General features: G+C 72.2%; 19 protein-coding genes. 7 read left to right on the top strand and 12 right to left on the bottom strand.

Annotated features, from left to right (window positions below; translation table 11 throughout):
• Positions 1 to 5 precede the first annotated feature (5 nt).
• From AB1046_RS23465 to AB1046_RS23445, 5 genes are all read right to left on the bottom strand, one after another.
• Entirely contained in the window at positions 6 to 1,190 is a 1,185-nt protein-coding gene (locus AB1046_RS23465) for a histidine kinase (protein ID WP_369371684.1), read from the bottom strand.
• A gap of 48 nt (positions 1,191 to 1,238) precedes the next feature.
• Positions 1,239 to 2,453, bottom strand: coding sequence for an MFS transporter (locus AB1046_RS23460; RefSeq protein ID WP_369371683.1), 1,215 nt, complete (start codon positions 2,451 to 2,453; stop codon positions 1,239 to 1,241).
• A gap of 57 nt (positions 2,454 to 2,510) precedes the next feature.
• The gene (locus AB1046_RS23455) at positions 2,511 to 3,797 is read right to left on the bottom strand and encodes an MFS transporter (RefSeq protein ID WP_369371682.1); all 1,287 of its coding nucleotides are present in this window, start codon (positions 3,795 to 3,797) and stop codon (positions 2,511 to 2,513) included.
• A 111-nt stretch (positions 3,798 to 3,908) separates the two neighbouring features.
• The gene (locus AB1046_RS23450) at positions 3,909 to 4,448 is read right to left on the bottom strand and encodes a hypothetical protein (protein ID WP_369371681.1); all 540 of its coding nucleotides are present in this window, start codon (positions 4,446 to 4,448) and stop codon (positions 3,909 to 3,911) included.
• A gap of 368 nt (positions 4,449 to 4,816) precedes the next feature.
• Positions 4,817 to 5,407, bottom strand: coding sequence for a helix-turn-helix domain-containing protein (locus tag AB1046_RS23445; protein WP_369371680.1), 591 nt, complete (start codon positions 5,405 to 5,407; stop codon positions 4,817 to 4,819).
• 86 nt (positions 5,408 to 5,493) lie between these two features.
• Here AB1046_RS23445 and AB1046_RS23440 point away from each other — a divergent pair, with 86 nt between their 5' ends.
• Positions 5,494 to 6,570, top strand: coding sequence for an NAD(P)/FAD-dependent oxidoreductase (locus AB1046_RS23440; RefSeq protein WP_369371679.1), 1,077 nt, complete (start codon positions 5,494 to 5,496; stop codon positions 6,568 to 6,570).
• Positions 6,571 to 6,629: 59 nt separating this feature from the next.
• Here AB1046_RS23440 and AB1046_RS23435 read toward each other — a convergent pair whose 3' ends face one another.
• The 3 genes from AB1046_RS23435 to AB1046_RS23425 form a co-directional block, all read right to left on the bottom strand.
• The gene (locus tag AB1046_RS23435) at positions 6,630 to 7,193 is read right to left on the bottom strand and encodes a hypothetical protein (protein WP_369371678.1); all 564 of its coding nucleotides are present in this window, start codon (positions 7,191 to 7,193) and stop codon (positions 6,630 to 6,632) included.
• A gap of 73 nt (positions 7,194 to 7,266) precedes the next feature.
• Positions 7,267 to 8,721, bottom strand: coding sequence for an ATP-binding protein (locus AB1046_RS23430; RefSeq protein WP_369371677.1), 1,455 nt, complete (start codon positions 8,719 to 8,721; stop codon positions 7,267 to 7,269).
• Complete coding sequence (locus AB1046_RS23425; protein ID WP_369371676.1) at positions 8,718 to 9,404, bottom strand: response regulator transcription factor; 687 nt, start codon at positions 9,402 to 9,404, stop codon at positions 8,718 to 8,720. Before AB1046_RS23425 ends, AB1046_RS23430 begins: the two co-directional genes overlap by 4 nt.
• Positions 9,405 to 9,535: 131 nt before the next feature.
• On the opposite strand from AB1046_RS23425, the gene AB1046_RS23420 reads away from it, so the two are divergent.
• Positions 9,536 to 10,969 carry a ferric reductase-like transmembrane domain-containing protein gene (locus AB1046_RS23420; RefSeq protein ID WP_369371675.1) on the top strand — a complete coding sequence of 478 codons (1,434 nt, stop codon included), beginning with the start codon at positions 9,536 to 9,538 and terminating at the stop codon, positions 10,967 to 10,969.
• 45 nt (positions 10,970 to 11,014) lie between these two features.
• Entirely contained in the window at positions 11,015 to 11,500 is a 486-nt protein-coding gene (locus tag AB1046_RS23415; RefSeq protein ID WP_369371674.1) for a hypothetical protein, read from the top strand.
• Positions 11,501 to 11,637: 137 nt separating this feature from the next.
• Here AB1046_RS23415 and AB1046_RS23410 read toward each other — a convergent pair whose 3' ends face one another.
• Both AB1046_RS23410 and nhaA read right to left on the bottom strand, forming a co-directional pair.
• Positions 11,638 to 12,495, bottom strand: a complete 858-nt coding sequence (locus AB1046_RS23410; protein ID WP_369371673.1) for a hypothetical protein — start codon at positions 12,493 to 12,495, stop codon at positions 11,638 to 11,640.
• 156 nt (positions 12,496 to 12,651) lie between these two features.
• A complete protein-coding gene (gene nhaA / locus AB1046_RS23405; protein ID WP_369371672.1) occupies positions 12,652 to 13,944 on the bottom strand; it encodes a Na+/H+ antiporter NhaA in 1,293 nt (430 codons plus the stop codon).
• Between the two features lie 155 nt (positions 13,945 to 14,099).
• Here nhaA and AB1046_RS23400 point away from each other — a divergent pair, with 155 nt between their 5' ends.
• The 3 genes from AB1046_RS23400 to AB1046_RS23390 all read left to right on the top strand — a co-directional run bounded on the left by AB1046_RS23400 (position 14,100) and on the right by AB1046_RS23390 (position 16,066).
• A complete protein-coding gene (locus AB1046_RS23400) occupies positions 14,100 to 14,504 on the top strand; it encodes an ArsR/SmtB family transcription factor (protein WP_369371671.1) in 405 nt (134 codons plus the stop codon).
• The gene (locus AB1046_RS23395; RefSeq protein WP_369371670.1) at positions 14,501 to 15,172 is read left to right on the top strand and encodes a cation transporter; all 672 of its coding nucleotides are present in this window, start codon (positions 14,501 to 14,503) and stop codon (positions 15,170 to 15,172) included. Before AB1046_RS23400 ends, AB1046_RS23395 begins: the two co-directional genes overlap by 4 nt.
• 132 nt (positions 15,173 to 15,304) lie before the next feature.
• A complete protein-coding gene (locus AB1046_RS23390) occupies positions 15,305 to 16,066 on the top strand; it encodes a C40 family peptidase (protein ID WP_369371669.1) in 762 nt (253 codons plus the stop codon).
• A gap of 200 nt (positions 16,067 to 16,266) precedes the next feature.
• Here the strand turns inward: AB1046_RS23390 and AB1046_RS23385 are convergent, their stop codons facing one another.
• The gene (locus AB1046_RS23385; RefSeq protein ID WP_369371668.1) at positions 16,267 to 16,989 is read right to left on the bottom strand and encodes an SDR family oxidoreductase; all 723 of its coding nucleotides are present in this window, start codon (positions 16,987 to 16,989) and stop codon (positions 16,267 to 16,269) included.
• 74 nt (positions 16,990 to 17,063) lie between these two features.
• On the opposite strand from AB1046_RS23385, the gene AB1046_RS23380 reads away from it, so the two are divergent.
• Positions 17,064 to 17,435, top strand: coding sequence for a MerR family transcriptional regulator (locus tag AB1046_RS23380; protein WP_369371667.1), 372 nt, complete (start codon positions 17,064 to 17,066; stop codon positions 17,433 to 17,435).
• 22 nt (positions 17,436 to 17,457) lie between these two features.
• On the opposite strand, the gene AB1046_RS23375 is transcribed toward AB1046_RS23380, so the two are convergent.
• Positions 17,458 to 18,660: an AI-2E family transporter gene (locus tag AB1046_RS23375; RefSeq protein WP_369371666.1), complete on the bottom strand. Its 1,203-nt coding sequence runs from the start codon at positions 18,658 to 18,660 to the stop codon at positions 17,458 to 17,460.
• Positions 18,661 to 18,731: the final 71 nt, after the last annotated feature.

Here is an 18,731-nt window from a genome sequence, read left to right as displayed (position 1 = left end):
AACGGTCACGACGGCCAGGGTAGGCGCAAGCGGACCCGCCAGCCGCCCGACTCCGTCGGGCCGTGGTCGAGCTGCCCGGCGACAAGCCGGGCGCGCTCCCCCAGCCCGCGCAGCCCGGCTCCGGAACCGTCGGGCTGTTCGGGGTAGGACGGCGGACCCGCCGGCGAGCCGTTGACCACCTCGGCGAGCACGTGGTCGCCGGACCGCCCCGCGATCCGCACCACTACCGGTGTGCCCGGTGCGTGCTTGCGCACGTTGGTCAGGCCCTCCTGCACGAGGCGGTAGACGGTGCGGCCCTGCGTCTCCGGGAGGGAGCGGACGCCGGTCGTCACCCCCGCCTCGTCGCGCAGCTCGACCGACGTCCCGGCCTGGCGGGCCTCGTCGATCAGCTCCAGGACGTCCTCGACGGCCGGCAGCGGCAGCTCGCCCACGGGAGCCCGGAGTACCCCGATCACCTCGCGGAGATCCTGCAGGGCGCGGTGCGCGTTCTCCCGGACCACCTCGGCCGCCCGCGCCATGTCCTCGGGCGGCGCGGCGCGGGAGTAGGCGAGGGCGCCCGCGTGGACACTGAGCAGCGAGAGCCGGTGACCAAGCACGTCGTGCATCTCGCGCGCGAGGGCCTCGCGCGCCTCGTGCTGGGAGGTTTCGGCCCGCAGCTGCGCCTCGACCTCGGCCGCGACGGCCCGCTCCCGCAAGGACGTGACCAGCGCCCGGCGGTTGCGCACCGACAGCCCCCACGCCACGACGGCGATGTGCCCCAGGCCGATGATGATGAACACCGTGAGCGGTGGGGCGCCCGTGATGGGCCAGAGCAGCTGATACGTGGTGAGCGCCGCCAAGCTGACAGCGCACACCGCCGCCGTGGCCCGGGTCGAGCGATGAACGGCCACAGTGAACAGCCCGATGATCGCCGCACCGGAGATCGCCTCCGAGAAAGAGCTCGCCGCGGCCAGGACGACGCCGAGCACCATGGGGAACCGGCGCCGCCACCACAGCGCAATGCAGCCGAGCACCCCCGGGAACCAGTCGACGTACGGGACCCAGCCGGGCACCGGCCCCGGCTCGTCGAGCTGCATGCCCACCGTGATCAGCCACAGCCCGCCGGCGGCCAGGACCAGGACGGTGTCGACCAGCCGCTCCCGCGCCGCCGCCCGGCGCGACCGCCCCGGGGCATCCCTCGATCCGCTCATCGCCCTGAGCCTAGGACCGACCGTCTGTAGGTCGCCGCCTCACGTGCTCTACTCGATTGTGCGGCGGCGCCCGGCCAGGGCGCCCGCCGCTATCTCCGGGACCTTCATGGCCAGCAGGATCGCCAGCGGTATGCCCCAGCTCGCCGTCGCGTCGTGGAGGGTGCCCACCAGCAGGGGGCCGAGCGCCGCGAGGCCGTAGCCGAACGCCTGGGCCATCCCCGACAGCGCCGCCGCCTGGGCGTGGCCCTCGGTGCGCAGGCTGAAGAGCGAGAGCGCGGTCACGAACGACGCGGCCGTCCCCGCGCCGAGCAGCACGATCCAGACGGCCCACCAGCCGGGCGCCACCAGCTCGCCCGCTACGGCGACGGCCGACAAGCCGGAGAACGCCACCACGAGCCCGCTCTGCCCTCGCGATCGGCTGCGGTCGATGAGCCGGCCCGCGGCCAGGGACGCGAGGATCCCGGTGACCTGGAGCAGCCCCTGGTGCGCACCCGCCGCGCCGGACGTGAAGCCCGCGGCGGTCTCGACCGACGGCCACCACGTGACGACCGAGTAGTAGAACGTGGACTGCAGGCCCATGTAGCACGCGACCTGCCAGCCGAGGGCGCTGCGCCAGGGCGCCCGGCTCGGGGCCGCGCCGACCGTGGCGCGGGCTGCGGTCGGATCCGCGACCTCCCCGAGCCGAGGGCCGCCGGACCCCGCCCGGACCGACGCCCGCCAGCGCGGCACCATCAGCCCCAACGCCACCAGGGTCAGCCCCGCCCAGATCCCGAACGCGATCCGCCACCCCTCGGGCTGCGTCCCGGCCAACGGCACCGCGACCACCGCGGAGATCGCGGCGAACGCCGACTGCGTGGCCGAGTAGGCGCCCGTCAGGCGTCCGACGTGGTGCGGGAAGTCCCGCTTGACCAGGGCGGGCAGGGCGACGTTCAGGGTCGCGACACCCGCGCCGAGCAGCACGGTGCCCACCCAGAGCGCGCCGGTCAGCGGCAGCGACCTGCCGACGATGCCGACCCCCAGCGCGGTCAGCGCGACCACGGCGGTCGCCTCGATCCCCCAGCGCGCCAGCAGCCGGGGCGCGACGAGCGCGAACGCACCGAAGCACAGCAGCGGCAGGGAGACCAGGAGCGAGACCTGCGTGGCCAAAAGGTCGAGGTCGGCGGCGACGTCGTCGGCGACCGGGCCCACCACGGTGATGGCGGCGCGCAGGTTGGCGGCGATCGCGAGCACGCCGACCAGCACGAGCCCCCCGCTGACCCACACGCGACTCCACATCTCGGGACACATTAGTCGCTCATCGGGGCGCCCCTCGGCGGCGGCCTACGCGTTCCCGCTCTCAACGGCGGTCGAGCGGGGGACGCCGTCGACCTCCGGCGTCACCCGCCGCCCGACGGCGAGCGCGATCGCGACGATCCCCAGGCAGCCGGCCACCACGACCCCGATGAAGCCGCCGGCCCACCCGCGCTCCAGCAGCAGGCCAGCGACCACGGGGCCGGCGATGGTGCCGGCCTGGAACGCGCCGGAGCTGATCGCGTTGTAGCGGCCGCGCAGGTGCGCGGGCGCCATGTCATTGGTCAGGGCGGGCAGGACGGACTGCATCAGGGTCTCCCCCAGCCCGAAGAGGCCGTGGAAGACCAGGACGATCACGACGGCCGCCGTGCCGCCGGGCACGAGGCCGGCGCCGCCGAGCAGGAGCCAGGCCGCCGCCCAGACCACGGCCATGAGGGCGAGCACGCGCGTGCGGCGCCGTCCGCCGACCCGGTTCATCACCCAGAACTGCAGCACTACGATCACCACCGTGTTGACCACGAACGCGAAGCCGATCGCGCGGGTCGAGACCTCGGCCACCAGCCGGGCGAAGGCGGGGAAACCGCCCTCCATCTGCCCGTAGCCCACGAACGCCGCGAGCAGCCCGAGCGCGGAGAGCCAGAGCACCTCGGGCCGGCGCAGGATCGAGAGGTACCCCTCCGCGGCGCCGCCGTCGTCCGGCCGGTCGACCCGCCCGTGCAGGTGGCGCAGCGGCCCCATCAGTACGACGACGGGGACGACGAACGTGGCCGCGTTGACCAGGAACGCCATGACGAAGGTCTCCGGCCGCTCGACGTCGACCACGAGCCCGCCGACGACACCGCCCACGCCGACACCCAGGTTGAGCAGGGCAAAGTTCACGCCGTAGTAGCGCTGGCGCAGGTCGCCGTCGACCACCGTGGCGACGAGCGCATTGACCGACGGCCACCCGACGCCGAGCTGCACGCCGAAGAGCGCGAGCCCCAGGGCCGCGACCGCCGGGACCGTGGCGAACGCGAGCACCGCGTACCCCGCCACAGCGAAGAACAGGCCGGTGAGCATGACCCGCCGGGCGCCGTACCGGTCAACGAGGGCACCGGCCGGACCGGTGACGAGCAGGCCGACCACGGCGATCAGCCCCATGAGCGTCCCGGACAGGCCGAGCGAGAAGCCGCGCACCTCGTGCAGGTAGATGATCGTGAACGGGAGTGTCAGGCCGCGGCCGAAGAACTGCACCACAACGGTAGAGAGCAGCCAGCGGCCGTCACGCGGCAGGTCCGCCCAGAAACCGAGGGCGGTGGAGCTTGGAGAGGATGTCACTGCCTGATCCTCGCCCGCGCGGTACCGGCGCGGAAAGCGGATTTCGGACAGTGTGGTGCGTGCGACACCCGTGCCGTGCGGCGACGCGCCTCAGCCAAGCGGCAGGAGCCCTCAGCCGTGGGCGAGCAGCTTCAGGGCGACCACCACTCCGGCGAGGACGGCGAGGACACCTAGCGCCAGGATCCGGGCTGGCCAGGGCAGGCTGGCGCGGCGGACGCCGAGCCAGGCGATGAGCACGAGGGAGGCGATCAGTGCGCCGACACCGACGTGTCGCGCGGTGGTCACCTCCCACCAGCCCAGGCCCGCCACCAGGAGTGCGAGCAGCGGGACCATGAGGGTCAGCAGAGCGCCGCCACTCGTACCCGTCATCGCGCGCAGGTGTGCCCGGTCGGGGAACCCGCCGTGCGCGGCGAGGTGCGCGATGAGCTCCGCCAGCCACGCGGCGGCCACGGTGCCGACGGCGGTGATGGTCAGCGAGGCCGCTGCGGTCCCGGCGGCCAGCCCTTCGGCATGGGTCAGCAGCGTGAGGATGACGGCGAGCACGGCAAACGTGACGTAGACCCGTTCGCGGAGCCGCTCGGCGAACGCCTCCTTCTCGTCGTCGCTGAGCGTGGCGGGGTCTGGGCGCGAGGGGCGGCGAGGCGTGCTCATAGGGCCATTGTTGCGGGCCGGGCGCGCCAGGCCCGCACCAGGTCAGTGGCAGAGCGGGAGCCCGGGTCGGCGTCGGGGTAACACTACGAATTCCAGGTCCGTCACTGTCAGTAGACAACGTCTACGCAGAGCAACCCACCTCGAATTCGTACAGTCACCGCGAGCGCAGCAATGAAGCCGGCCCCGATCTGCCCTCAGACCGCCATCCGCCAGGCTTCGGCCAGTGCGGAGACCGACGGCCAGCGCGCGCTCCGTTCGGGGCGCATAGCTCGCGCCGCGACGTCGAACGACAGGTCGTGCGGCGCCTTCAGGTGTATCGGCAGCCCGTCGATCTCCGTCGTTATCGCGCGGGAGCCTAACAACCGCCGTCAGGCCTGGCCGCTGGGTTTTGCGGGGGCGGCGTCGCGCTGGTGGCCGCGGCGGGCGTCGCGGTCGAAGATGGCCAGGGTCTCGCAGGGGCCACCCTCGGCGCCGATCGCGTGCGGCAGCATCGTGGGGAACTCCGCCGCCTGGTTGGTCTCGATGCGGAAGCGGCGGTTGCCCAGTAGCAGCGTGGCGGCACCGGAGATGACGACCAACCACTCGCGGCCCGGGTGGGCGCGCATGCGGGCCGGGTTGTCGGGGGCCGGGCTGGTCAGCCGCTGCCGGATGACGGTCATGCCGGGTTCGGCCTTGATGGGCCAGCGCAGCTGCCCGCGGGGACCGTCGATCGTCGGGTTGGTGATGACGTCGTCCGTGGCCGTCTCCACGAGCTGGTCGAGGGAGGTGTCCAGGGCGCGCGCGAGGGTCACGAGCTGGTCCAGGGCCAGGCGGCGCTGGCCGTTCTCGATGCGGCTGAGCGTGGACTGGCTGACGCGGGCGCGGGTGGCCAGCTCCTCCAGGGACCAGCCCTGAGCCACCCGCAGCGCGCGGATCCGTTTGCGTACGAGGCTGTCGAGCTCGCCATCTTCTTGCGTCATAGGCAAAATTCTATGCTCATGCAGCAATCCGAGGTTAGCGTCGCCGGTGTCGGCCCGCACCGGGCCCGACGGAGAGGAACAACCACATGACCGCCAGCGCCCACAACCCCGACGCCGACGCCGACGCCGATACGACCTTCGCCACTACCACCGGCGCCGCCGCCTCGGGCATCGCCACCGCTGGCACGCTGCCGACCGAGCCGATCGACGCCGTGGTGATCGGCGGCGGGGCCGCCGGGCTGAACGGCGCGCTGATGCTGGCCCGGTCCCGCCGGTCGGTAGTCGTGGTCGACGGCGGCAGCCCGCGCAACGCGCCTGCTGACGGGGTGCACGGGCTGCTCGGCCTGGACGGCACTCCCCCGGCCGAGCTGCTGGAACGGGGCCGCGCCGAGGTCCGCCGCTATGGCGGCACGGTGCGCCCGGGCGAGGTCGTCGCCGCGGCCCCGACCGAGCCGTCCGCGGGTGGCGACCTGCGGTTCACCGTCACCCTGGCCGACGGCGCCACCCTGCACGCGCGCCGTCTGCTGGTCGCCACGGGCCTGCGGGACGTGCTGCCCGACGTCCCCGGGCTGGCCGAGCACTGGGGGCACAGCGTGGTGCACTGCCCGTACTGCCACGGCTGGGAGGTACGGGACCAGCCCATCGGGGTCCTGGCGATCGGCCCGGCGTCGGTCCACCAGGCGCTGCTGTTCCGCCAGCTGACCGACGACCTGGTCTACTTCAGCCGCGGCACGGAGCTCGACGAGGACACCCGGGCGCGCTTCGCCGCCCGCGGCATCCGGATCGTCGACGCCGCCGTCGACCGGGTGGTGTCGGCCGACGGCGGCGGCATCGCGGGTGTCCGTCTCGCGGACGGAACGCTGGTCGCCCGGCGGGTCCTCGCGGTCGCGACCCGGCTGCGGGCGCGCGCCGAGGGTCTGGAGGGTCTCGGACTGCCCATGCAGGACCTACCGAACGGGATGGGCCGCCACTTCGTCACCGGTATGGCGGGCACCACCGACGTGCCGGGCGTGTGGGTGGCCGGCAACGCGACCGACCCGATGGCCCAGGTCGGCGCCTCGGCCGCGGCCGGCGCGCTGGCGGGCGCGCACCTCAACGCCGACCTGGTCGGCGCGGACACCGAGGCGGCTCTCGCCGCCGTCGGGCATCCGGTCGCAGGCTAGGCCACGGACCCAACGGGCCTGGAAGGCCCGGCAGGCTCGGTCACACCGTGCGGAACAGGTCAGTCGCAGCTGTCGCAGCGACCCGTCGCGGGCAGCTGCATGTAGCAGCCCGGGCAGCTGGCCGGGGCGGCGTCGGGCGCGTGCGCGAACGTGTTGGTCTGCGTTCCCGAGAACCCAGCCATCAGGATGCGCTTGTACCCGCCGCCGTCCTGCTGGACGTCGACGAAGCCCTTGTTGAAGAAGGCGCTCGCCTCCTGTCCGGGACCGGGCGAGACCGCGACGTACGAGCGGGACGACGGGATCCAGATGCGGGACTTGTCGAGGCCCTCGGCGATCTCGCGCATGACCGACCGGTGCACCGCCGGGATCGGCAGCGCCTCCAGTGCGGCCTCGAACGAGTCGTAGTCGTCGGGAGCGGCACCGGCGAGCGCCACGAGGCAGGTCTTGCAGACCTTGAACTTCTGCTTGTCGAGCTCGGTCGCGGGCTGCAGGGAGGCCAGGCGGTCCGCGGACAGGTGCGTACAGTCCCTGCCGTGCAGAACCTTGCCGTACGGAACCCGGAAAAGAAGCTCTACCGGGATCTCTGCTCCTGCAAGGGCAGGGGTTTCGCTGGACGTAGTCACCCATTAAGTATCGCTGCTGAATGCCGCCTGTGGGGCCACCAGTTTTCAACCGTCCCTGGCGGGCCCGCGCGGCTCACGTCAGACGGAGCGTCAACGTCGCCGCGAGACCCCCGTCGGGGCCGTCCCCGAGGGTGAAAGTTCCGCTGTGCAGCCGCGCCTGCTGGTCCACCAGGGCGAGCCCCAGCCCGGACCCTGGCCCGCGCGGCTGAGCTCCGCGCACGAAGCGTCCGGTCACTACCGGACGTTCCACCGCGGGGACGCCGGGCCCGTCGTCGGCGACGGTGATCGCCACGGTCTCGCCCGAACGCGCCACCGACACGGTCACGCGGCCCGCCGGGCGGCCGTGCAGCGCCGCGTTGTCGAGCAGGTTGCCGAGCGCGAGCTGGAGGCCGTCCCGCCAGCCGGTCACCACCACGTCGTCGTACCCGACCCCGGCCCGATCGTCCGGTGGGCCTTTCCACGTGACCTGGGGGTGGCGCTGCGCGGCGTGCCGCACGGTCTCCCGGACCAGCACCGTCACGTCGATCTCCTCCGCGCCGGGCAGGGCGCCCGCGTCACCGCGCGCGAGCGTCTGCAGGGCGCTGAGCAGGGTGGTCATGCGGGCGTGCTGCTCGGTCATCGCCTCGACGGCGGCCCGCTGGTCCGGTGCGAGGCGGTCCGTCCCGGACCCGCTCCCGGCTCCGGCGTCGGCTCCGTTCCCGCTGCCGGCCTCGGCCCCGAGGATCTCCAGGTGGGCGCCGACGACGGTGAGCGGCCCGCGCAGCTCGTGCCCGACGTCGGCGGTGAACCGGCGCGTGGAGTCGGTGGCCGCCGCGATCCGGTCCAGCATGGCGTTGAGCGTCTCGGACAGCGTCGCCACCTCCAGCGGCCCCGTCACGTGCGGCATCCGGTGAGCCGGGTCGGGGTCGGCGACGATCCGCGTCGCCCCGGCGGTTAGCCGCCCGACCGGCCGCACCACCAGGCGCGCGACCGCCCAGCCCCCGGCCCCGGCGAGCGCGCCCGCGGCCAGCGTGATGAGGGCGACCAGGCGCACGTTGTCCGCCAGGCGGGCCTCGACCGGGACCAGCGTCTGCAGCACCTGGACCCGCACCCCGTCCGTGGTGACGGTGTAGGTGCGCCACGGGTCGCCGTCGACGTCGATGTCGGCGTACCCGTCAGCGACCGGCGCCGGCGGTTCCGGGGTGAGCGTGGCGCCGCGCTGCGCGACCACCGCGCCGTCGTCGTCGAGCAGGCGGACCAGCGAGTCGCTGCCGCTGAGCAGCTCGCCGTACTCGTCGTCGGGCCCGGCGCCGTTCAGGTCGGCGGTGTCGCCGAGCAGCTTGCCCGCGTCGTCGGCGACCCGGGTGGCCCGCTCGGCGAGCACGGCGTCGACCTCGGCCCGGTCCCGCTGATCCATGCGCAGGGCCAGGACGGTGCCCGCCAGGGCGACGACGGCGAGCACCACCAGCGCGGTGGCGAGCGCGAGCCGCGCGCTGAGGCTGCGTGGGGCGAGCCGGGAGAGGCCCGTGAAGCGCCGGGTCATGATCATGGCCGCAGCACAAAGCCGACGCCGCGGACGGTGTGCAGCATCCGTGGTTCGCCGGTCGCTTCGGTCTTGCGGCGCAGGTAGCCGATGAACACGTCCACAACATTGGTGTCGACGTCCCAGGTGTACCCCCAGACCTGCTCCAGCAGCTGCCGCCGGGACAGCACCTGGCCGGGGCGGCCGGCCAGCGCCTGGAGCAGCTCGAACTCCCGGGTGGTCAGGCCCAGCTCGCGGCCGGCGCGGGTGGTGAGCCGTCGGCTCGGATCAAGCACCAGGTCGCCGACGACGACCGGCCCGCCGCTACGGACCCGGTGCAACCTGACCAGGGCGTGCAGGCGGGCCGCGAGCTCGGTCACGGAGAACGGCTTGACCACGTAGTCGTCGGCGCCGGCGGCCAGTCCGCGCACCCGGTCGTCCACCTCGTCTCGGGCCGACAGGATGCACAGCGGCAGGGACAGCCCCTCGGTGCGCAGGCGGCGCACAAGCTCGACGCCGCTGATGCCCGGCAGACCGACGTCGACCACCGCGATGTCCGGCGGGCGAGCCGCGAACTCCGCCAGGGCCGCGGTCCCGTCGGCCGCCTCGCGCACGGTCATGTCGTGCCGGGCCAGGCCGTCGGCCAGTACGGCGCGCACGGCGGGATCGTCGTCGACCACGAGTGCGTCGACCGAGGGGTGAGAGATCATCGCTTCGATTCTGAGCGCCGGTCCTGGGAACGGCCTGCGCAACGGGCCGCTGGGAGCCTGGTTCTCAGAGTTCTCTTACTTCTCTCCGATCTCTTAACCGGGCCACAATCTGGTTGCCCACGCTGGACCGCATGACCGACACACGGACCCAGGTGCTCGCCGTCCCCTGGCAGAGCACCCAGCCCATGCCTGTCACCCGACCACGCCGCAAGACCCGCCAGGCACTGATCGCCGACCTGCTGGGCATCCTCGCCCTCGGCAGCCTCGTGCTCACCACGTGGATCTGGGTGCGCAGCGGTGGCTACCTGCAGACCTTCGTCTACCCCGAGTACGCGATCGGGTCCCAGGCCCTGCTCACCGGGCTGCTCTCCTCGAACCTCATGGTGCTGCAGGTCTTCTTCCTGGCCCGGATCCCCTGGGTGGAACAGTCCTGGGGCCACGACGTGCTGGCCCGGCGCCACCGCCAGGTCGGCTACTGGTCGTTCTGGCTGATGATCGCGCACGTCGTGCTGTTCGCGATCGAACGCACCGAGGAACCGCGCGGCGACGTCTTCGGCGCGCTGTGGGCCCTGTTCGTGACCGACCCGTGGATGATCTGGGCCACGCTCGGCACGCTGATGCTCATCGTGGTCGTAGTGACGTCGATCCGGTGGGCGCGCAAGCGGCTGCGGTACGAGTCGTGGCACCTGCTGCACCTGTACTCCTACCTCGGCATGGGCCTCGCGTTCCCGCACCAGGTGTTCGACGGCACCCACTTCCACGAGCTCTGGACGCAGATCTTCTTCTGGGGTTTGTACCTGTCGGCGCTCGCTGCGGTGCTGGTCTTCCGGCTCGGCGTGCCGCTGTGGCGGTCCTGGTACCACCGGCTACGTGTCACCCAGGTGCACCAGGAGGTTCCCGGCGTCGTCACCGTTTCCATGCGGGGCCGGCACCTGGACCGGATGGGGACCCGATCCGGGCAGTTCTTCGTGTGGCGGTTCCTGGACGGCCCGGGCTGGTCGCGCGGCAAGCCCTACACGATCTCCGCGCCACCGCGGCCGCGCTCGCTGGAGGTCACGATCGCCGCGGTGGGCGAGAGCTCCGCGCGAGCGGCCACGCTGCGCCCCGGCACGTCCGTCCTGATCGAGGGACCGTACGGCACCATGACGGCCGAGCGACGGACCCGGCCGCGCATGGTGCTGTTCGCCGCCGGGGTGGGCATCACGCCGTTCCGCGGCATCCTCCAGGACTCGCAGTACGCGCCCGGCGAGGCGGCGCTCGTCTACCGGTACACCGACGACGAGCACGCCATCTTCCGCGACGAGCTCGTCGAGCTCGCCCGGCAGCGCGGGATCGACCTGTACCTGCTGCCGGGCCGACGCCGCGGCGACGGCTCCTGGCTCCCCGACACCGTCCTCGACGTCGCGGGCACCGACGACTACGTGCTCGAACGCATGGTGCCCGACATCGCCGACCGCGACGCGTTCATCTGCGGGCCGTCGCCCTGGATCCGCTCCGTGCGCCGGTCGCTCAAGGCCGTGGGCATGCCCGAACGGAACGTCCACCACGAGGACTTCGCCTGGTAGGCGAGCCCGTACAACCAACCATCCATACCCACTCAAGGAGCACCCGTGCGACGCATCACCCTGATCATTTCCCTGCTGGCTACGGTCGGCGTAGTTGTGCTCGGCGGCTGGCTCAGCCAGCAGTCGACCACCGAGACCGCTACCGAACCTGCCGCGGCGTGCGCTTCGCCGGAGGTGTCGCCGTCAGCCCCGGCTGACGACGCCGCTGCGGATACCGACGCCGATGCGGCCGCGGCGTCGGCCGATGCCGCCGCCCCGCCGGACGGCAGCACGGCCGGCCCGGGCGACGCGACGGCCACCGAGGAGAAGGCCGAAGGGACGTCTAACGGCGCCCGCACCACGGAGGAGGCCAAGCCTGCGGCAAGCGCCGCTGCCACGACGGATCTCGCGGACACAGCCACGACCCCGGCACCCGAACCGTCCGCGAGCGCCTCGGAGGCGGCTCCCGAACCGAGCTGCTCGGACGAGGCCCGCACCGGCGAGACCGAGGAGCACCTCAACAAGCCCGGGGAGACCAAGCCGCTGCCCTGATCAACGCCGACGGCCTGGCAAATCCGGGCAGGCTCGACGAATGACCATGCGGTTGCTGCCAGGCACGCCCCCGTTCTGGCAGCAACCGCATGGTCATTCCGGCGGCCCGCGCGGCGTTGCGGCAGGCCCCGGTCAGGTCAGCTCGACCAGGTGACGACGCCGCGGGCCAGCAGGCCGCCGTCGACGTCCAGCAGCCGGATCTCCGACTCCTGCCCGTGGCGCGTGCCCGCGATCACCGCGTCGGCACCGGCCAGGAGCGGCGCGTGGACCCGGAACGAGAACTCCGCGACCCGGCCCGGCTCGGTCGGGCCTGCCTGGTTGTGGCCCGGGACGTTGTCGCCCACCTCGTGGCGGACGGCGGCGTCGAGCAGCAGGATGCGCAGGAGCGGACCGTGCACGAGGAGCCCGCCGAGCCCCTCCACCTCGCGCACCCAGGCGAGGTCGTAGTGCACGCGGTGCGTGTTGAACGTCAGCGCGGAGAACCGGAAGAGCTGCCGCTCGTCGAGCCGCAAGGGCTCGGTCCAGTCCGCGCTGGGCGCGGAATCGCCGCCAGTCTCCTTCCGGTCCGACGGCGCCGTCGCGACGTCGAGGAACACGTCGTGCCACGTGCTGGAGACCGCCGGCACGCCGTCGACCAGGTACTCGCGTACGACGTCGGCGAACACCAGCTCGCCCGAGCGCCCGGTCTTCCGGGTGATGGAGCCGGCGCTGACCACCTGCTCGGCCGTCTCGCCGTACCGCAGCGCACGATGGAACACCGCGTCCTCGCCGACGTACATCCGCCGGGGCAGGGCCATCTCGGGCAGCACGCCGTCGCGTACGGGCGTGCCGTCGGGCCGCAGGTCGGCCAGCGGCACGTCGTACGGGAAGTACAGCCCCTCCCAGCCGGGCGGCACCTCCGTCCCGGGCGCGGGCTCCGGAGCCAACGGCGCGAACGTCCCCCGGAACGCGACAGCGGGCAGCGTCCCGAGCACCTCGACCCGGCGCAGACTCACACAACCACCCCGTCTCGACGCTCGGCTCCCATCGCCCCGGACCCTACCGGGACCACTCCACTGACTAGGCGTCCGCAATACGGCGAGTCAGTGGAATGGTCCGACCAACCCACTGACTCGGCGACCGCCGGTGCGGCGAGTCAGTGGGGTGGTGCATTAGTGGGTCTCGCGGTCCTTGGCGTCACCGATGTAGTCCTTGACGTCGTCGTCCACGCCGTCGAGGTTCATGTCCGCCGAGCGGGCGCGGCGCGCGTCCCAGCGCAGCGAGACGCTGCCGAGGATCGCGGCCAGCACGGACGCGCCCAGGATGGCGATCTTGGCCCCGTCGGTGTGTTCGGACGCACCGAAGGACAGCTCGCTGATCAGCAGCGACACGGTGAAGCCGATGCCGGCCAGCAGCCCGACGGGCAGCAGGTCGCGCACGCCGATGCCGTCGGGCAGCCGCAGGGGCGTGATCCGGGTGATCAGCGCGGTGGTGCCCAGCACACCCACCACCTTGCCCAGCACGAGGCCGGCGGCGATCGCCGCGACGACCGGCTGTCCGATCACGGCGCCCGGCCCGTCGCCGTCGACCAGGGAGACACCCGCCGCGAAGAAGGCGAACACGGGCAGCGCGAGGCCCGACGAGAAGGGCCTGAGCAACCACTCGTACCGGACTGTGCGCGACGCTGCCTCGCCGTGGCGGGCGATGGCCGGGACGGTGAAGCCGAGCAGGACACCCGAGATGGTCGCGTGCACACCCGAGGAGTGCATCAGGGCCCATGCGACCAGTGCGAGGGGCAACAGCACGAACCACCGGGGTGTCCGCGAGCGCACGTGCCAGCCGAACAGCGCTATGCAGACGAGCGTGCCGGCCAGCGCCGGCCAGTTGATCTCGCTGGTGTAGAAGATGGCGATCACCACGATCGCCAGCAGGTCGTCCACTACCGCGAGCGTGAGCAGGAACGTGCGGATCGCGACCGGCAGCCCGCGGCCGAAGATCGCCAGGACACCTACCGCGAACGCGATGTCGGTAGCGGTGGGGATGGCCCAGCCGTGCAGCGCCCCCGGATCGTCGAGCGCGAGCACCACGCCGACGTAGATCAGCGCGGGTACGGCCATGCCGCCCACGGCGGCGATCATCGGTACGCCGGCCTCCTTCGGGTTGCGCAGCGACCCGGCGACGAACTCCTGCTTGAGCTCGACCCCCACCACGAAGAAGAAGATCGCGAGCAGCCCGTCGGCGGCCCAGGTCGCCAGCGACAGGTCCAGGTGGACGGGCAGCGGCCCGATCATCGCGGGCCCCACCACCGTCGCGGACAGCGCCTGGTAGGACTCGCGCCAGGGCGAGTTGGCCCACAGCAGGGCGACGAACGCCGCCCCGATCAGCAGCGCGCCACCCGTGGCCTCACGCGAGACCCAGGTACGCAGACGCTGGAGACGGGATGCAGCAGGGGTAGTGCGGGGCACGGAGATCCTCTCGGGGGTCGACTCAGCAGGACCGGCCCTCGGCCGGTCCACGCCGACCAGACTTCCCGGCACACCCTAACGAGGACCCTACCTCGCTGCGATCGGTCACCGGCCGCGATGCCCCGATTGGTCAGCGTTCGCTGTATGGTCAGCGCATGCTGACTCTTGCATCGCGACTGGACGTCATGAACCGGCTGGGCCGGGCGATGGCCGACCCGACGCGCTCCCGGATCCTGCTGAGCCTGATCGACGAACCGGGCTACCCGGCACAGCTCGCCCGCGATCTGGACCTGACCAGGACCAACGTCTCGAACCATCTCGCCTGCCTCCGTGGCTGCGGGATCGTCGTGGCCACCCCTGAGGGCCGGCAGACCCGTTACGAGATCGCCGATCCACATCTGACCCGCGCGATCGGAGCGCTCGTGGACGTCGTTCTCGCGGTCGACGACGGCGCGCCCTGCACCGACGAGGACTGCGCCGTCCCGCTGTGCTGCGGTCCGGGAGCGACAGCACGGGGAGCAATCGCACGGGGAGCCGTCGCACCGGGAGCGATCGGATGAGCGCCGCGCTCGCGCCCGAGCGGGTGCTGGTGCTGCGCCGGCGCATCCGCTGGGTCGTCGCGATCACGATCACCTACAACGTCGTCGAGGCGATCATCGCCCTCGCCGCGGGCAGCGTCGCGTCCTCCGCGGCCCTGATCGGCTTCGGGCTGGACTCGATAGTCGAGGTGCTCTCCGCGGCAGCGGTCGCCTGGCAGTTTGCCGCACCGGATCCCGAAGCCCGGGAGAAGACCGCGCTGCGGATCATCGCCGTCTCCTTCTTCGGCCTGGCGGCCTACGTCACTGTCGACGCCGCGCTCTCCCTGGCCGGCCTGCGCGAACCGGAGCACAGCCCGGTCGGGATCGTCCTTGCCGCGGTCAGCCTGGCGGTGATGCCGTTCCTGAGCTGGTTCGAGCGCCGCACCGGACGGGAGCTCGGCTCGGCCAGCGCCGTCGCCGACTCCAAGCAGACCCTGATCTGCACCTACCTGTCGGCGGCCCTGCTGGTCGGGCTGCTGCTCAACAGCCTGCTCGGCTGGGCCTGGGCCGACTCGATAGCGGCCCTGGTGATCGCCGGCTTCGCGATCAAGGAGGGCGTTGAGGCCTGGAAGGGCGATTCCTGCGCCGTGCCGGTCGCGGCCCTGACCGGGGAGATCGAGGTCGAGCACGACCACCACCACGACGATTGAGTGCTTCCGGCGCATGGCGGGCTCCGCTATGGTGGGGCCTGCCATGAGCCTGAGATGTCGCCTCCGTCCCCTCTTCGCCGGTATCCGGCGCAGTTCGGTGAGCGCGTCGACGCCAGAAAGGTCCCAGCTTTGATGGATCCCCAGTTCAACCAGGCCACGTCCCAGCGTGGCCGCGGCCGGCACCGAGCAGCGCGCGGCCCCGTGCTGACCGACGTCGCCCGCGTGGCCACCGAGCAGGTCAGCGCGTTCACCGGTCGCGGCGTGGTCGTCGCAGCGGCAGGTTCTGGCGTGCTGCTGTCCCTGATCGCCGCCCCGGCCCAGGCGGCCCCCGCCACGACGACGGTCGGCACGGCGCTGGCCGGCAAGCCCATGCAGGGCGCGCTCAACACCGCTGACCTCAAGGCGCTCGCGGCGCAGGCCAGGACGTCGGTCGAGGCCGCGCCCATGGTCATCGTCGCCTCCGATGCGGAGCTGAGGGTCGAGCAGGCCCCCGTGTCAGTCGTCTCCGCCGAGGAGAACGAGGAATACCAGCAGGAGCTCGCCGCCGAGGCGGCCGCCGAGGCCGGCGCGTCGGTCGTGTCCATCGCCATGCGGTACCTCGGCGTGCCGTACGTGTGGGGCGGCACGACGCCGGCCGGGTTCGACTGCTCCGGCTTCACCTCTTACGTGTACGCCCAGATCGGCATCAACCTGCCGCGCACCTCGTCCGCGCAGCGGTTCGCAGGGAGCGCCGTGTCCTATTCCGAGGCGCAGCCGGGCGACCTGATCTGGTCGCCGGGGCACATCGCGATCTACGCCGGCAACGGCATGCAGATCGAGGCCCCGGTACCGGGCAAGAGCGTCCGGTACACCAGCATCTGGCAGTCCAACCCGACGTTCATCCGCGTCCTCTGACCCACCCCGCGTGAGGGGCGGGCCCCGCCCCGCCCCTCACGCGACCCGGCCCCGGCGTCGGACGACCCGCGTCAGCTGATGACCCGCACGGGGCAGCGGGCAACACCAGCTTTGGCGATCCGCACGTCCGCAGTGACCAGCGTGACGTCGTGCGCCTCGGCGACCGCCACATACGCGGCGTCATAGGTCTGCGGCTGCGGCTAAGCGAAAGTAGCCAGGGCGCGGCCCATCGCCGCGTTGAACTCCTCCGGCGTCAGCGTCAGCCGTGCCTTGACGTCGCGGCTCCACTGATCGGCCAGCACCTCGGCGAAGCCGGCCTCGACGCCGTCGAGCACGACGTCGGCCAGGTCCAACGGTGCGATCTTGTCCACGGGCCACCCCGCCGCCATGTCGGTGTCGGCCAGGCCCAGGTGTACCGCGGTCACGAGCGTGCCCTGCTCCGCGAGCTCCATGCGGACGCTGTTCGTCATGGCCCACGCGGAGCCCTTGGTCAGGTGGTAGGCGTGGCCGCCGGGGGTCCCGAACCACGACATCGCGGAGAGCACGTTCACGATCGCTCCCCCGCCGTTGCCGGCGAGGGTCGGCGCAAGCTCCCGGATCAGTGCGAGAGGGCCGAGCATGTTGGTCTCCAGCTCGAGCCGGACCGCGTCCAGCGAACCGGTCACGAGGTTGGTCCCCGTCTGGATCCCCGCATTGTTGACGAGCAGCGTGACGTCGGGGGCCGCTGCCGCCGCGGCGCGCACGGAGGCAGGGTCGGTGACGTCGAGGGCCAGCACCTCGACGCCGGGCAGGTCCACCGCCTCCGGCCGCCGGGCCGTCGCGTAGACCTTGCGGGCGCCCCGTTCGAGCAGGCGCTGGGCGAAGGCGCGGCCCAGGCCGCGGTTGGCTCCGGTGACCAGGGCTACCGAGTTGTTGATGTCCATGTCGGCTACGCTAGAACCTGACGTTAACGTCAGAGGCAAGTGCTGAGCCCTCGAAGCGGGGAGAAGGAGCTGAGATGACCGTCACAGAGACCGAGCCGCTCATCCGCATCGGCCAGGTCGCGAACGCTGCCGGCGTCTCGGTGCGCGCCGTGCGCTACTACGAGCAACAGGGCCTGCTCACGCCGGAGCGCAGCCCGTCCGGCCAGCGTCTCTACCCAGCGGACGCCGTCGACCGGGTGCGCTTCTTCCAGCAGATGTACGCCGCCGGCCTGACCAGCCGCAACATCGCGGAGCTCTTGCCCTGCATCGAGACCGGGCACACCGACGTCGACCAGCGGGCCATGCTGGACGCCGAGCGGAACCGCATCAAGGACAAGATCGCCGACCTGCAGACCGCCCTGGCCCGCCTCGACTGGGTCATCGCGATCACCGCGGCTCACCCGTAGGCCAGCTGGCATTCCCGGGCGCTCACGCCTTGGCGTCGACGTCCGGGTCCTGCAGCATGTGCGACTCGATGAGCTCGTGCCGCCGGAAGTAGGTGGTCGCCGTCGCCTGGATGGTCGCGGCGACCGGCAGCGCCAGGAACGCGCCCAGCACCCCGAAGACCGCGCCGAACGCCAGCACCACGAGCAGGCTCACCGCCGCGTTCATCTCCAGCGCCCGCGCCGACACCTTGGGCGCCAGGTACAGGTTCTCGAACTGCTGGTAGGCGACGACGAAGGCGAGCACGCCCAACGCCTGCGGCCACCCTTGCGCGGTCAGCGCCACCATGGTGGGCAGCGCGCCGCCGAGGTAGGCGCCGATCGTCGGCACGAACTGGGACACCACTCCGACGAAGACGGAGAGCGGCACCGCGTACGGCGTCTGGAGGATCGCGAGGAACACAAAGGTGACCACCGTCGAGACCGCGGCCAGGACCACGCGGGAGCCGATGTAGTCGGACACCTTGCGCTGCGTGATCTCCCACAGGGTCAGCACCTCCTGCTGCCGGGCCGGAGTCAGCCAGCCGCAGACGGCGGCGCGGAACTTCGGCCCCGCTGCGAGCAGGTAGTAAGAGACGAGCAGGATCGTCAGGGTCGCCAGCAGCCCGCCCACCACGGTGGTGCCCACCAGCAGCGCCCCGGAGGCGACGTCGTCGCCGAACTCGCCCAACGCCTGGCGCAGCAGGTTCTCGGTATCGGGGACGACGATGTCGAACCGCTCGGTCAGAAAGCCCTGGAGCCCCTCGTAGAGCGCGGGGACGGACTGCGCGAGCTCGACGAGCTGCTGCACGAACAGGTTGCCGAACAGCGCCATGAGCACGATGACCACGAGGAGCGATCCGAGCAGGGTGACCGCGGCCGCCAGGCCTCTGCGCCACCCGTGCCGCACCAGCCAGACCGTGCCCGGCTCGAGGGCCAGCGCGATGAAGACCGCGATCAGCACGTTCACAAAGAGCCCGTTCAGGGCCCCGAGCGCGTTCCACGAGAAGATCGCGACGAAGACCGCCACCACGGCCATGACCAGCGCCCTCGGCAGCCAGCGCGGCGGGCGGGTCGAGCTGGGAGACCCGGGCGGCGTGGCGTACTGGTCCGCCGGAGGCTGCGTAAAGGGCTGCACAGGAGTGGTCGGCGCGGCAGTGGTCGGCACGTCGGGGCCGGAACCGGCCCCGACCGAGCTGGACGACGTCATGCCCAGACCGTAATGCAAGACGCTCTCTTTGAGCCCTAAGTTTCTTCGCTTTGGAGGCGTCCAAAGCGAAG

This window comes from Promicromonospora sp. Populi, assembly GCF_041081105.1.
In the GTDB taxonomy this organism is placed as follows: Bacteria; Actinomycetota; Actinomycetes; order Actinomycetales; family Cellulomonadaceae; genus Promicromonospora.
The sequence above is the reverse complement of the archived record's forward strand: the minus strand, read 5'-3'. Positions and strand labels throughout refer to the sequence as shown.